The sequence below is a fragment of the Pseudonocardia autotrophica genome (assembly GCF_003945385.1).
GTDB lineage: Bacteria > Actinomycetota > Actinomycetes > Mycobacteriales > Pseudonocardiaceae > Pseudonocardia > Pseudonocardia autotrophica.
In genome coordinates this window covers 3,779,790-3,793,799 of sequence record NZ_AP018920.1, presented here as the reverse complement: position 1 = coordinate 3,793,799, position 14,010 = coordinate 3,779,790, and the positions used below count along the sequence as shown (strand labels likewise).

Genomic DNA, 14,010 nt, shown 5'->3' with positions numbered 1-14,010 from the left:
GCGCGCAAGGAACTTCGTGTGCCGCGCAGAGCCGCCTGCCGCCGACCCCGATGTGCGGTGCCGACACCGGACGGTGGCGGGCGGGCCCATTGAGCGCGTCCGGCCGTGGTTCCAGGGTTTCCGACCAACAGGGGCTGCCGGGTGCGGCGCACCGGGAACGACGGAGGGACGGCTATGCCGGTCACGATCGACATCGACACGGGAGGGACGTTCACCGACGTGTTCGTGGTGCGCGACGGCACCGTTCACACCGCGAAGACGCTCACCACCCCGCACGATCTCGCGCTGTGTTTCCGCGCCGCGGTGCAGGCGGCCGCGGAGCGCCTGGGTACCGGCGTCGCCGAGATGCTGCGCGACACGGTCGCCGTCCGCTACGCGACGACGGTCGGGACGAACACGGTGATCCAGCGCAACGGTCCGCGGCTCGGGCTGCTGACCGACGACGACCGGATCGCCACCGGCGGTCCGGCGACCGGCGTCGGCACATTCGTCGACCGCGGGATGGTCGCGCGGGTCCCGGACGGGGAGAGCGGTCTGGCCGAGACCCGCGGGCTGCTGCACGACGGTGCCCGCGGGCTGGTACTCGCCGCCGAGGACACCGAACGCGAGTCGGCACTGGCCGGCACCTTCCGCGAGCACCACCCGCGGCACTGTCTGGACGCGGTCCCGCTGCTGCGGGCCGGCGAGCTGGCCACCGGCCCGGACCCGGTGCGTGCCGCCGCGACCGCGCTGTTCAACGCCTACCTCCATCCCGACGTCGCCGACTACCTCTACCGGGCCGAGGACTACCTGCGCGACCAGGGCTACGACCGTCCGCTGCGGGTGGTGCACAACGACGGTGGCGCCGCGCGGGTGGCCCGTACCGTCGCCGCCCGTACCTACAACTCCGGTCCGGCCGCCGGTCTGCTCGGTGCCGCGGCGGTCGCCCGGCACCGCGGCATCGAGAACCTGGTGACCCTCGACATGGGCGGGACGAGCCTGGACGTGGGGGTGCTGTGCTCGGCCGCGGTCCCGGTCCTCGAGCACGGGGTGGTGGCCGGGGTGGAGATCGACCTGCCGCTGCCGGATCTGCTCCCGTTCGGTCTGGGTGGCGGCTCGATCGCCTGGCTCGACGGCACCGAGCTACGGGTCGGCCCGCGCAGCGCCGGGGCGAGCCCCGGCCCGGCCTGCTTCGGCTTCGGGGGCGCCGAGCCCACCGTGACCGACGCCGATGCGGTGCTCGGCGTGCTGCGGCCGGAGACCTTCCTCGGCGGCGGGATGGAGCTCGACGTCACCGCGGCCCGGCGGGTGTTCACCCCGATCGCGGACCGGCTCGGGATCACCGTGGAGGACCTGGCCGGACGGGTGCTGGAGACCGCCCACCGCGACGCCGGTCACGGGGTCGCCGCGGAGCTGCGCAGACGAGGGGTGGAGCCGTCGTCGGCGACCGCGCTGGCGTTCGGCGGCAACGGCGCCACCCACGGTGCCGGGATCGCCGCGGCGGCCGGGATCGGCGAGGTGCTGGTGCTGCCGTTCGGGGCGGTCTTCTCCGCGTACGGCGCCTCCACCGTCGATGTGCGGCACACCCGGCAGGTCCCGGAGGGCACCGTCGAGGAGAGCGTGCTGCGCGACCGGGTGCTGCGCGACATGCACGGTGAGGGCGTCGGCCCGGAGGACGTCGAGCTGACAGTGACCACAGTGGACCGCGACGGCGGGCGGTGGCTGGTGGTGCAGGGCGTGCACCGGCTCCCGCACCACCCGCCGACCGGACCCCGGCTGCCGGCTGCCACCGGGCGGGCCACGAGCAGCCGCCCGGTGCACTGGCCGGGGCTCGGACTGCTCGACACCGCCGTCCTGGACCGGGACGAGCTGGCCGGAGGGCCCGCGGTCCCCGGACCGGCGCTGATCGACTCCGCCGACACCACCCTGACCGTCCCGCCCGGCTGGACGCTGACCGTCGACGACCACGGCGCCGCCCGGCTCGGCGCCTCGAACGAGGGGAGCGGCCGATGAGCGACCGCATCCGGATGACCGAATACCTGGTCATCGACCGGACCACACGGAGCTGGCACTGCGAGCGGTGCGACCACCGGATCGGCCCGGCGACGCAGGACTACAAGCGCGGGCTGCTGCTGCACGACCGCGACCCGCGCGAGATCCACCCGCCGCGCTTCCCCGACGGGCACGACGTGGCGCCGGACCCCACGTGGTGCCGGATCGTCGAGTACTACTGCCCCGGCTGCGGCACCCAGGTCGAGGCCGAGTACCTGCCACCCGGGCACCCGCTGGTGCACGACATCGAGATCGACCTCGACGCCCTGGAGGCACGATGACCAGCACGGCGAGTCGTACCGTGACCTCGACCGAGATCAACGTCGACATCGGTGGCACCTTCACCGACTGCCTCGCCACCACCGCGGACGGCACCGTGTACACGGCGAAGGCCCTCACCACCCATCACGACCTGTCGATCGGCTTCCTGCGCGCGATCGGCGACATCGCCGCCGCGGCGGGCCAGGACACCGACGACCTGTTCGCCGGCACCGGCGCGATCCGCTACGCGACCACCCTGGGTACGAACGCGCTGATCGAGCGCAGCGGGCCGCGGCTGGGCCTGATCACCACCCGCGGACACACCGCGACCGTGCCCATCGGACGCTGCAGGCAGTGGGCCGACGGACTGCCCTCCTCGGCCACCCGGGATCTGCCCCGGGCCACCCGGCCGGTCCCGCTGATCGAGCCCGAGCGCATCGCCGGACTGACCGAGCGGATCGACTCCGCCGGCCGGGTGGTGATCCCGCTGGACCCGGACGAGGTCCGGGACCGGGTGCTCGATCTCGTCGACCAAGGCGTACGCGGGTTCGTGGTGTGCCTGCTCAACTCGCACCTGGCGCCCGAGCACGAGCTGATGGTCCGCGAGGTCGTCGAGCAGGAGTACCCGGACAGCTGTCTGGGCCGGTTCCCGACGATCCTGTCCCACGAGGTGTCCGGCCGGGCCGGCGAGTACGCGCGGTCCATGACCGCCACCATCGACGCCTACCTGCACCGCTTCACCTCCGACCGGCTCTCCGCGCTGCGCGACGAGCTGCGCGGCCGCGGCTACCTCGGTGAGCTGCTGCTGGTGCACAACAGCGGTGGCATGGGCGGGCTCGCCGGGACCTCACCGATCCAGACGGTGCACGCCGGACCGGTGTCCGGGCTGTACGGCTCGCGGCACATCGCGAGCGCCCGCGGCCTGGACAAGGTCGTGACCACCGACATGGGCGGGACATCGTTCGACGTCGGGATCGTCGTCGACGGCTCGGTCCGCTTCTACGACTTCCACCCGGTGATCGACCGCTGGCACGTGCAGCTGCCGATGATGGACATCTCGGCGATCGGCGCGGGCGGCGGCTCGATCGCGCGCCTCGACCCGGTCACCGGGATCGCGGTCGGGCCGGAGTCGGCCGGATCCACCCCCGGCCCGGCCTGCTACGGCCAGGGCGGCACCGAACCCACCGTCACCGACGCCAATCTGGTGCTCGGCTACCTCGATCCGGACACCTATCACGGTGGCAGGCTGCCGCTGGACCGGCGGCGCGCGGAGCGGGCCATCGCGCGCCGGATCGCCGGACCGCTGGGCATCGGCGTCGCCGAGGCTGCGCAGCGGATCCGCCGGGTCGTCGACGAGACGATGGGTGCGGAGATCTTCACCGGGATCACCGCGAAGGGCTACGACCCGCGCCAGTTCACGGTGCTCTCCTTCGGCGGCGGCGGCCCGCTGCACGCCTGCGGGTACGCGGCCGCGCTGGACGCCAGGGAGGTCGTCGTGCCCCCGCACAGCTCGGTGTTCTCCGCCGCGGGTGCGGCCGGTCTGGAGCGGCTGCACATCTACGAGCGCTCGGTGTGGATGGTGCTGTTCAACCCGCTGACCAAGCAGCTGCTCGCCGACACCGACGGGTTCAACGCGATCGTCGACGGGTTCCGGGAACGGGCCGCGACCGACTTCGCGGGCCAGGGCCACCGGTCCGAGGACGTGGTGACCACGGTCGAGCTGGACATCCGCTCGCTGGGGCAGCTCGACGTCGTGACGATCGCCAGCCCGGTCGATCGGATCACCGGTCGCGACGACCTGGTCGCGATCCTGAAGACCTACTTCGCCGAGTACGGCGACCGGTTCGGCGATGTGGCGCTGACCAGGGAGATCGGCGTCGCGATCGACGCCGTCCGGGTCCGTGCCCGGATCCCGCGCCCGGCTGCGGGGCCGCCGCCGCGGGCCGGCACCGGGACCGACGTCCGGGACGCGCTGCGGGGCAGCCGGGACTGCCACTGGGACGGCACCGGGCCGATCAGCACCGATGTCTACGCCTACGCCGCACTGGCACCCGGGCACCCGGTCGAGGGCCCCGCGATCGTCGAGGCCGACGACACCACGATCGTCGTGAATCCCGGCTGGCACGGCGAGCTCGACACCCACGGCTTCTTCCGGATGCGCCGAGAGGACCACGCATGAGCACGGACACCGAGGCGTTCCTGAACGACCTCCTGGACAACCGGCCGGTGATGTACGGCCCGGACCCCGAGCTGACCGGGGAGTTCCGGCTGCGCCCGCGCACGGACCGGGAGGACGCCGCGCTCGCCGCCGTCACCGACCCGACGGACCTGACCGTGGGACTGAGCCGGATCGAGGCCGTCCTCGAGTCGAGCATGCAGATGCTGCAGCAGATCAGCGCCTCGTCCGCGGCGAAGTGGGGTGACCTGATCATCGGGATCTACACCCGGGAAGGCGACTTCGCGATCGCCACCTCGGGCGGGGTGAACATGTTTTCCGCGACCACGTCGCCGGTGCCCAAGTTCATCAACCGGTACTGGGCGGACGAGCCCACCGTCGGGCTGGCCGAGGGCGACGTCTTCTACCACAACGACGCCAACTACGGCGGCACGCACAATCCCGACCACACCCTGCTGCTGCCGCTGTACTGGGAGGGCGAGCACGTCGCCTGGATCGGCGCGGTGGTGCACGAGGGGGAGAACGGTGCCTCGCTGGACCCGGGTGGGTTCGCGGTCCGGGCCACCACGAAGTACGGGGAGGGTGTCCGGATCCCGCCGATGAAGATCGGCGAGAGCCACACGCTGCGCCGCGACGTGGTGAACATGTTCCAGAATCAGGTCCGTGACCCGCTGCTGTGGCTGACCGACATCCGGGCGAAGCTGGCAGCCGCCCGTTCGGTCGAACGCCGCATGCACGACTTCATGGCCGAGCGTTCGCCGGAGCTGCTGGTCGCGACCCTGCGCTCGGTGCTGGAGAACACCGAGACCGAGGTGCGGCGGCGGATCGCGGCATGGCCGGACGGCACCTACCGCGGCGTCCACTTCGGGGACACGACGCTGCTGGAGGAGCGGCTGTTCAAGCTGAACGTGGAGCTGGACAAGCGGGGCGACACCCTCACCGTGCGCACCGCGGGCAGCTCCCCGGCGATCGACCGGGCGCTGAACACCCAGGCGCACTTCACCCGGGCGATGGTCGCGAACCTGTTCATGAACTTCCTCTACGGCGATCTGCCCCGGACCGCCGGGTTCATCGCCGCGCTGGACTACGACCTGGAGCCCGGGTCGATCCTCACCGCCGACACCGAGCACCCGTCGTCGCTGTCGCTGACCACGATGTTCTGCCTGAACGCCGCGCTGCACCAGGCCGTCACGAAGGCGATGTTCTCCGCACCGGGGCCGGCCAAGCCGATGGCGCCCTGGTACGCGATGATCCCGACCCTGCAGTACGGCGGCCTGACCCAGCACATGCAGGTCACGGCGAACGTGTCGACGGAGATGAACGCCGCCGGCGGTGGTGCCCGCTGCGACGCCGACGGGGAGCACGCCGCCGGACCGGTGTTCGCCCCGGTGTCGGACTGGGGTGAGATGGAGACCCGGGAAGCCGAGCTGCCGCTGCTCGGGCTCTGGCGGGAGATCCCGGCCGACAATCACGGCTTCGGGCGCTACCGCGGCGGCGCATCGGTCGAGTGGGCGTACATGCTCTACGGCAGCCAGATGTTCGGGTTCGGGATCACCAGCATGGGCGGCCGGTTCCCGGTCACCGCAGGCATGTTCGGCGGGTACGGCGGCAGCTGCACCCCGCTGACCAGGATCCGGCCGGACGGCGGGGTGGATGCGGTGCGGACCTGGCTGGCCGGCGGCGCGAAGGGCCTCACCTACGACGGGCCCTCGATGGTCGCCGATCAGCCGCTGCCGGGCAGCTACGAGGTCGGGAACCCGGTGCAGCCGGCCGACCCGATCGTCGAGGGCGACATCTGGATTCAGCGGATGGGTGGTGGTGGCGGCTACGGCGACCCGCTCGAACGCGATCCGCAGGAGGCGATGACCGACCTGCGCCGCGGGCTGATCAGCCCGGAGGTGGCGCGCGCGGTCTACCGGCTGGTGTGGGACCCGCAGCGGATGGAGGTCGATGCCCGGGCGACCGAGACCGCCCGGGCGACCGAGCGGGCCGAGCGGATCACCAGGGGGCGTGGCTACGACGAGTTCGTTGCCGGTTGGCGCGCCGACACCCCGCCGGAGCACCTCGGATTCCTGGGCTCCTGGGAGTGGCCGGACGCGGCGGGCTGATCCGGTGGACTTCGTTCCGGTCCTCGACCTGGTCGCGGCGCGGATGGCCGGCGTGCCGGTCGGTGCCCGCACCGACCCGGCGCGGTGGGCCTATCACCTGCGGGACGCCATCGCGCTGGCCCGGCCGGACTGGGTCGTCACCCATCACGATCCGCTGGCCGAGCCGGACGCCGTCCGCGAGGCGGGTGGCGACCCGCTGGACCGGCCGCTGGCCACCGCCGCCGCGGTCGAGCCGCTGGTCGAGCTGACCCGGGTGCTGGCGGGACTGTTCCCGCGCGCCACGGTGGCCGCCTCGCTCACCGGCCCGGTCGCGATGGCCAGGGCGCTCGCCGGAGCCGATCCCGGCGGTGGGCCGGCCGGTGAGCCGGCCCCGGACCTGGTGGCCGACTGCGCGGACGCGCTGGCCGAGCTGGCCTCGGCGCAGGTGCAGGCGGGTGCACGGCGATTGCTGGTGTGGGAGGACGCAGCATCGCTCGCCGGAGCACTGGATCCGCTGCTGCGTCGCGCGGCGACACTCGGGACGCCGGTCGTGGTCCGCGGCGGCACCGGACCCGGCGCGACCGGCGGCGACGGGGCCGGGTCGGTGCTGCACGCCGGCCCGGACGGCGACGGGGGCGCACTGCTGGTCGATCCCGCGGTCGTCGCAGCAGGCTCGGCGGGGGAATCGGATGAGCCGTTCGGGACACTGTGGCGACGCTGGCGGGCCGTCCCGGGGGCACGCCTCGTCCTGACCGACGGCCCACTGCCCCTCGACTGCGATCTCGGCAGGCTCCGGGAGGCGGGGGAGCGCCCCGGGTGATCCGTCCCGCTGTCCCGTGACCGCGATCTCGCCCCGTCGGGGAGCTCGGGAGCGCCCCGTGTGACCTGCCCGACCGGCCGACGGGGTCCGGTTGACCGCCCGCTGTGCGGTGTGGTCGGCTCGTTCGCCGCTGTGGGTCGATCATCGGGAGGTCAGGGGTGCAGGGCGACTTCTACGACGTGCTGCACTCCCGGCGCGACGTCCGGACCGGGTTCCGCCCCGACCCGGTCGACGACGCTGTGCTCACCCGGATCCTGGAGGCCGCGCACGCCGCGCCCAGCGTCGGTTTCTCCCAGCCGTGGGACTTCGTGCTGGTCCGCGACCCCGCGGTGCGGGCCCGGGTGCACGCACTGGTGGCCGAGCACCGCGAGCGCTACGCCGCCTCGTTGCCCGCGGCGCGGGCGGAGGCGCTGCGCGCGATCCGGATCGAGGCGATCAGGGAGACGCCGCTGAACGTCGTCGTCACCGCCGACCCGACCCGCGGTGGCCGGCACACCCTCGGCCGGCACGACCGGCCGGAGATGGGCCCTTACTCGGCGGCGCTGGCCGTCCAGAACCTGTGGCTGGCGGCGCGCGCCGAGGGCCTCGGCGTCGGCTGGGTCAGCTTCTTCGACGACGCCGGGCTGGCCGCCGTGCAGGAGCTGCTCGGGCTGCCCGCACATGTGCAGCTGATCGCCTACCTGTGCGTCGGGCACGTCGACCGGTTCCCGGACAGGCCCGAGCTCGAACAGCACGGCTGGGCCCGCCGCCGTCCGCTGGAGTGGGCGGTGCACCAGGAGGGCTGGGGCTCCCGCGGCCTCCCCGGCGCACCGCCGGCCCGCCTGCTGGAGTCCACGGTGGACGCGATCGAGCCGGTCGACGGCCCGGCCAGGGCGGCAGCCCGTGACCGGCTGGACCGGATGACGAAGCCGCGCGGTGCGCTGGGCCGGGTCGAGGACGTCGCCGTCGCACTCGCCGGGATCACCGGGGCGCCGGTGCCACCGGTGCCGTCGCCGGCCGCGGTCGCGGTGTTCGCCGCCGATCACGGGGTGCACGCCCGGGGTGTCACGCCGTGGCCGCAGGAGGTCACCGCACAGATGGTGGCGAACTTCCTCGACGGCGGCGCGGTGGTGAACGCGTTCGCCCGCCAGCTCGGCGCGGAGGTGCAGATCGTCGACATCGGGGTGGCCGCCGACCTGGACCCGGTCCCGGGGTTGCTGCCGCGCAAGGTGGCCCGCGGCACCGCCGACATGACCGCCGGGCCGGCGATGACCCGCGAGCAGGCCCGCACCGCGCTCGAGCACGGCATCGAGGTGGCCCGTGATCTGGTCGCCGCCGGGAACCGCTGCCTGCTGACCGGCGACATGGGCATCGCCAACACCACCGCCGCGGCCGCCCTGATCTGCGCCTTCAGCGGCGCCGACCCGGCCGGGGTGACCGGCCGCGGCACCGGTGTCGACGACGAGACCCTCGCCCGCAAGACCGCCGTCGTGCAGGAGGCGCTGGAGCGGCATCGTCCCGGCCCGGGGGACCCGCTCGGTGCGCTGGCCGTGGTCGGCGGGTTCGAGCACGCCGGGCTGGCCGGGCTGGTGCTGGGCGCCGCCGCGCTGCGGGTGCCGGTGCTGCTCGACGGCGTCTCGGCCGGTGCCGCGGCACTGGTCGCGGCCGCGTTCGCCCCGGAGGTGACCGGCTACTGCCTGGCCGGGCACCGCTCCGCCGAGCCCGGCGGCGCGACCGCGCTGGCCCACCTGGGTCTGACCCCGCTGCTGGAGCTGGACATGCGGCTCGGCGAGGGCACCGGCGCACTGCTCGCGCTGCCGGTGCTGCAGGGCGCGGCGCGGGCGATGGCCGACGTCGCGACCTTCGACAGCGCCGGGGTCACGGACAAGACCGATGGGTGACACACCGCTGTCGGTCGTCGGGATCGGCGCCGACGGCTGGGCCGGTCTGCCGCAGACCTCCCGGGATGCGTTGTGCGCGGCCGAGGTGCTGCTCGGCGGTCCGCGCCAGCTCGATCTGCTGCCCGCCGAGGTGGCGGGGGAGCGCCGGGAGTGGCCGTCTCCGCTGGTGCCGGCGCTGCCCGGGATCCTCGGTGAGCTGGACGGCCGCCGCACGACGGTACTCGCCTCCGGAGACCCGATGTTCTTCGGGATCGGGGCCACCCTGGCGCGGCTCGCCGGGCCGGAGCGGCTGCGGGTGCTGCCGCACCCGTCGTCGGTGTCGCTGGCCTGTGCCCGGCTCGGCTGGGGCAGTGAGCAGGTCCGGGTGCTCAGCGTCGTCGGCCGGCCGCTGGACGCGCTGCGCCGCGCGCTCGCGCCCGGCGCCCGGCTGGTCGTGCTCTCCGCCGGTGCCGGGTCGCCGGCGCAGATCGCCGCCCTGCTCACCGGCGCCGGCTGGGGCGGCTCGAGGCTCACCGTGCTGGAGCGCCTCGGCGCGGGCGACGAGCGGATACTCACCGGCACCGCCGCCGGCTGGCGGGGTGACTGCGATCCGCTGAACGTGGTCGCCGTCGAGTGCGTCGCCGACGACGGCCTGCGCCCGCCGGGGGAGACCCCCGGGCTGCCCGACGACGCCTACGAGCACGACGGCCAGCTCACCAAGCGCGAGATCCGCGCCGTCACCCTGGCCCGGCTGGCGCCGCGGCCGGGCGAGCTGCTGTGGGACGTCGGCGCGGGCTCCGGCTCGATCGGGATCGAATGGCTGCGCGCGCACCCGGCCTGCCGCGCGATCGCCGTCGAGTCCCGCCCGGAACGCGCCGATCGGGTGGCGCGCAACGCGGCCGCGCTCGGCGTCCCCGGTCTGCGGGTGGTGATCGGCCGCGCCCCCGACGCGCTGGCCGGGCTGCCGCAGCCGGACGTGATCTTCGTCGGTGGCGGCCTGACCCGCGCCGGCGTGCTGGACGCCTGCCTGGGCGCGCTGCGCCCCGGCGGCCGGCTGGTCGCCAACGCGGTGACCGTGCAGACCGAGGCGATGCTCGCCGCCTCCCACGCCGAGCACGGCGGTGACCTGGTCCGGCTGCAGGTGGCCCGGGCCGAGCCGCTCGGCCCGGCGACGGCCGGGGCGGGCTTCCACGGCTGGCGGCCGGCGATGCCGGTGACGATCTGGACGTACGAGAAGGGGGACGCGCCGTGACGGTGCACTTCATCGGGGCCGGGCCGGGTGCGGTGGACCTGCTGACCCTGCGGGCCAGGGACCTGATCGCGGCCGCCCCGGTCTGTCTGTACGCGGGCAGCCTGGTCCCGCCGGAGATGCTGGACATCTGCCCGCCGGGCGCACGCACCGTCGACACCGCGCTGATGACGCTGGACGAGATCATCGACGAGATGGTCCGGGCGCACCGGCACGGCCTGGACGTCGCCCGGCTCGCCTCCGGCGATCCGTCGGTGTTCTCCGCGATGGCCGAGCAGATGCGCCGGCTGGAGATCGAGGGTGTGCCCTACGACGTCTGCCCCGGGGTCCCCGCCTACGCCGCGGCGGCCGCCGCGCTGGGCCGGGAGCTGACCGTCCCCACGGTCGCGCAGACCGTCACGCTCACCCGGGTCGCCGCCCGGGCCACCCCGATGCCGCCCGCCGAGGACCTCGCCTCGCTCGGGAAGGCCGGTGGCACCGTGGTGCTGCACCTGGCCGTGCATCGGATCGACGAGGCCGTCGACGCGCTCGCCCCCGCGTACGGCGGCGACTGCCCGGCCGCGGTGGTCGCGCACGCCTCACGGGCGCACGAGATCGTGCTGCGCGGCACCCTGCAGGGGATGCCGAAGGCGGTCCGCGAGGCGGGTATCGAGCGCACGGCGGTGATCATCGTCGGTGAGGCGCTGGCCGCCCGGCACTTCCCCGACTCGCACCTGTACTCCCACGACCGCTGCCGGGACCGGCCTCAGTAGTCCTCGTGCCAGGCCCGGCAGTCGCGTTCGACCAGTGCGGTGGCCGAGGCCGGGCCGTTGCTGCCCGCCGCGTACGGCCGTGGGCGCTGGTCGGTGGACTCCCAGGTGCGCAGGATCGGCTCCGCCCAGGTCCAGGCCGCCTCGATCTCGTCCCGGCGCATGAACAGGGTCGGGTTGCCGCGCAGCACATCCATCAGCAGCCGCTCGTAGGCGTCGGGCAGCCGATCGCCGAAGGTGCGGGCGAACGACAGGTCCAGCGGAGCCGGGATCGGCCGGATCCCGCCGGGGCCGGGCTGCTTGGCGGTCATGTGCAGCGGCACCCCCTCGTCGGGCTGCAGGCGCAGCACCAGACGGTTCGCCGGGATCTCCTCGCCGAACGCCGGGAAGATCGAGTGCGGGACCGGCTTGAACTGCACCACGATCTCCGAGGCGTGGGTGGCCATCCGCTTGCCGGTGCGCAGGTAGAAGGGCACGCCCGCCCAGCGCCAGTTGGCGACCTCGGCGCGCAGCGCGACGAACGTCTCGGTGGCCGACCGCTCGCGCTCGCGCGGGGTCCCGGCGCGGGACTCGGCCAGCTCGGTGGCGTAGCCGGGCACCGCGGAGCCGTCGACCAGGCCCTCGGTGTACTGCCCGCGCACCGTGTCCCGGACGACGTCGGGGCCGTCGAGCGGCTTCAGCGACTGCAGCACCTTGAGCTTCTCGTTGCGCACGCCCTCGCCGTCGATCCGGGCGGGCGGTTCCATCGCGACCAGACAGAGCAGCTGCAACAGGTGGTTCTGCACCATGTCGCGCAGCGCGCCGCTGCCGTCGTAGTAGTCGGCCCGGTTACCGACGCCGATCGACTCGGACACGGTGATCTGCACGTGGTCGATCTGACCCGCGTTCCACAACGGCTCGAACAGCGAGTTGCCGAAGCGCAGGACCAGCAGGTTCTGCACGGTCTCCTTGCCGAGGTAGTGGTCGATCCGGAAGATCTGCTCCTCGGCGAACACCGAGCCGACCTCGTCGTTGATCGCGCGGGCGGAGGCGAGGTCGTGGCCCAGCGGCTTCTCCAGCACCACCCGGGTGCGGTCGTCGACGATGCCCGCGGCGGCGCTGCCCACGCAGATCCGGCCGAACAGCTGCGGCGCCGACGCCAGGTAGAGCACCCGGATCCGCTGGTCCTGCGGGCCGAGCAGCTCGGCCAGGACGGACCAGTCGGAGTCGGCGACGTCCAGGGTCACGTGGTGCAGCCTGCTCAGGAACCGCTCGTGCACCGCGTCGTCGGTGCACACGTCGGCCCCGGCCCAGCGGGGGGCGGTGGCCCGCAGCTCGGAGTCGACCTTGTCCCGGTACCCGGCGTCGTCGAGACCGGAGCGGGAGACGGCGACGATCCGGGTGCCCGCGGCGAGCTGGTCGTCGCGGTCGCGCAGGTAGAGCGAAGGTAGGAGCTTGCGCATGGCGAGATCGCCGGTGCCGCCGAACACGACGATGTCGGCGGGGTCCATGACGGGATGCGGGTGCGGATGCGGGTACGGATGCGGCACGAGCCGTCTCCTCGATCGATCGGGAACAGAGGTGCCTGTCGGACCGCCACTCGGGGCAGCCCTTCCGTACTGTACCGATTCCGATCGGACTCTTAAAAGCCTAACCAGGGAGGCGTCCGGCACCGTCACTCGGACGGCCGGGGAACACCACCGGCTCGGCCCAGCCGCGTTCGGTGTAGGCCGCCCGCACCGCCGAGGTCACCGCGTCGACCCGATCGGCGTCGCACAGCGCGATCACGCAGCCGCCGAAGCCGCCGCCGGTCATCCGGGCCCCGATCGCGCCGCCGGCACGGGCCGCCTGCACCGCCACGTCCACGTGCGGGACGGTGATCTCGAAGTCGTCGCGCATCGAGCGGTGCGAAGCGTCCAGCAGTGGCCCGATCTCCCGTGGGTCGGCGCCGCCGGAGAGCAGCGCCACCACCTCGCGCACCCGGTCGTTCTCGGTGATCACGTGCCGGGCCCGGCGCCGGATCCGGTCGTCGGTCAGCGTCGCGAGGTCGGTGAGGCGCGCGTCGCGCAGCGCGGGCACCCCGAGTGCGGCGGCCGCGGCCTCGCAGTCGGCCCGGCGGGCGCCGTACTCGCCGTCCGCGTGCGCGTGCGGTGCCCGCGAGTCGATCACCAGCAGTTCCAGCCCGTGCGCCGGTGGGTCGAACGGCACCAGCTGCACGGTGTCGTCGCGGGTGTCGAGGAAGACCAGCCGGCCGGACCTGCCGTGCATCGATGCCATCTGGTCCATGCCGCCGGTGGGCGCGCCGACGAACTCGTTCTCCGCGCGCCTGGCGATCCGGGCCAGCCCGGTCGGGTCGACCGACACTCCGGCGAGCCCGGCCAGCGCGACCCCGACCGCGCACTCCACCGCCGCCGATGAGGAGAGCCCCGCCCCGACCGGCACGTCCGAGTCGAGCCACAGGTCGACCTCGCCGACCGGGTGTCCCGCCTCGCGGAACGCCCAGCACGTGCCCGCCACGTAGGCGGCCCAGCCGGTCACCTCACCCGGGACCACGGTCGGCGCGGAGAACTCGACGACGGCGTCCTGCTGCGCCGAGTGCACCCGGCCGGTCCGGCCGGCCGCCGCCGACGCCGTGACCACGGCCCGGTGCGGCAGCGCGAACGGCAGCACGAACCCGTCGTTGTAGTCGGTGTGCTCGCCGATCAGGTTGACCCGGCCGGGCGCGAACCAGGCCCCGGCGGACGGCGCGGGCTCGGTGGACATCGCAATGCTCCTCAAGATGTGACGGGCGCTGACAGG

General features: G+C 74.0%; 10 protein-coding genes. 8 read left to right on the top strand and 2 right to left on the bottom strand.

The genetic code is table 11. The features are described 5' to 3' along the window. Nucleotides 1–174: 174 nt before the first annotated feature. The 8 genes from Pdca_RS17675 to cobM all read left to right on the top strand — a co-directional run bounded on the left by Pdca_RS17675 (nt 175) and on the right by cobM (nt 11,235). Entirely contained in the window at nt 175–1,992 is a 1,818-nt protein-coding gene (locus tag Pdca_RS17675; protein ID WP_085911120.1) for a hydantoinase/oxoprolinase family protein, read from the top strand. Next, nucleotides 1,989–2,312: an acetone carboxylase subunit gamma gene (locus Pdca_RS17670; RefSeq protein ID WP_197719750.1), complete on the top strand. Its 324-nt coding sequence runs from the start codon at nt 1,989–1,991 to the stop codon at nt 2,310–2,312. Before Pdca_RS17675 ends, Pdca_RS17670 begins: the two co-directional genes overlap by 4 nt. After that, on the top strand, nt 2,309–4,471 hold the full coding sequence (locus Pdca_RS17665; RefSeq protein ID WP_085911119.1) for a hydantoinase/oxoprolinase family protein: 2,163 nt from the start codon (nt 2,309–2,311) through the stop codon (nt 4,469–4,471). The genes Pdca_RS17670 and Pdca_RS17665 overlap by 4 nt, the downstream gene beginning before the upstream one ends. Then, entirely contained in the window at nt 4,468–6,576 is a 2,109-nt protein-coding gene (locus tag Pdca_RS17660) for a hydantoinase B/oxoprolinase family protein (RefSeq protein ID WP_085911118.1), read from the top strand. The genes Pdca_RS17665 and Pdca_RS17660 overlap by 4 nt, the downstream gene beginning before the upstream one ends. A gap of 4 nt (nt 6,577–6,580) precedes the next feature. Then, nucleotides 6,581–7,375 carry a hypothetical protein gene (locus tag Pdca_RS17655; RefSeq protein ID WP_085911117.1) on the top strand — a complete coding sequence of 265 codons (795 nt, stop codon included), beginning with the start codon at nt 6,581–6,583 and terminating at the stop codon, nt 7,373–7,375. A gap of 158 nt (nt 7,376–7,533) precedes the next feature. Beyond that, nucleotides 7,534–9,255 carry a nicotinate-nucleotide--dimethylbenzimidazole phosphoribosyltransferase gene (cobT, locus tag Pdca_RS37800; RefSeq protein WP_197719749.1) on the top strand — a complete coding sequence of 574 codons (1,722 nt, stop codon included), beginning with the start codon at nt 7,534–7,536 and terminating at the stop codon, nt 9,253–9,255. Next, nucleotides 9,248–10,486, top strand: coding sequence for a precorrin-6y C5,15-methyltransferase (decarboxylating) subunit CbiE (gene cbiE / locus Pdca_RS17645; protein WP_085911115.1), 1,239 nt, complete (start codon nt 9,248–9,250; stop codon nt 10,484–10,486). Before cobT ends, cbiE begins: the two co-directional genes overlap by 8 nt. Beyond that, on the top strand, nt 10,483–11,235 hold the full coding sequence (gene cobM, locus Pdca_RS17640) for a precorrin-4 C(11)-methyltransferase (RefSeq protein ID WP_085911114.1): 753 nt from the start codon (nt 10,483–10,485) through the stop codon (nt 11,233–11,235). Before cbiE ends, cobM begins: the two co-directional genes overlap by 4 nt. On the opposite strand, the gene zwf is transcribed toward cobM, so the two are convergent. Both zwf and galK read right to left on the bottom strand, forming a co-directional pair. Further along, nucleotides 11,229–12,722 carry a glucose-6-phosphate dehydrogenase gene (gene zwf, locus Pdca_RS17635; protein ID WP_085911263.1) on the bottom strand — a complete coding sequence of 498 codons (1,494 nt, stop codon included), beginning with the start codon at nt 12,720–12,722 and terminating at the stop codon, nt 11,229–11,231. The genes cobM and zwf overlap by 7 nt on opposite strands. A gap of 139 nt (nt 12,723–12,861) precedes the next feature. Next, nucleotides 12,862–13,974, bottom strand: a complete 1,113-nt coding sequence (gene galK / locus Pdca_RS17630) for a galactokinase (RefSeq protein ID WP_085911113.1) — start codon at nt 13,972–13,974, stop codon at nt 12,862–12,864. Nucleotides 13,975–14,010: the final 36 nt, after the last annotated feature.

What these genes read in the sequence shown, in the direction of transcription:
- Pdca_RS17660 (WP_085911118.1), top strand. Translation starts at nt 4,468, where the DNA reads ATGAGCACGGACACCGAGGCGTTCCTGAACGACCTCCTGGACAACCGG.
- Pdca_RS17670 (WP_197719750.1), top strand. Translation starts at nt 1,989, where the DNA reads ATGAGCGACCGCATCCGGATGACCGAATACCTGGTCATCGACCGGACC.
- Pdca_RS17665 (WP_085911119.1), top strand. Translation starts at nt 2,309, where the DNA reads ATGACCAGCACGGCGAGTCGTACCGTGACCTCGACCGAGATCAACGTC.
- cbiE (WP_085911115.1), top strand. Translation starts at nt 9,248, where the DNA reads ATGGGTGACACACCGCTGTCGGTCGTCGGGATCGGCGCCGACGGCTGG.
- zwf (WP_085911263.1), bottom strand. Translation starts at nt 12,722, where the DNA reads ATGGACCCCGCCGACATCGTCGTGTTCGGCGGCACCGGCGATCTCGCC.
- galK (WP_085911113.1), bottom strand. Translation starts at nt 13,974, where the DNA reads ATGTCCACCGAGCCCGCGCCGTCCGCCGGGGCCTGGTTCGCGCCCGGC.
- Pdca_RS17675 (WP_085911120.1), top strand. Translation starts at nt 175, where the DNA reads ATGCCGGTCACGATCGACATCGACACGGGAGGGACGTTCACCGACGTG.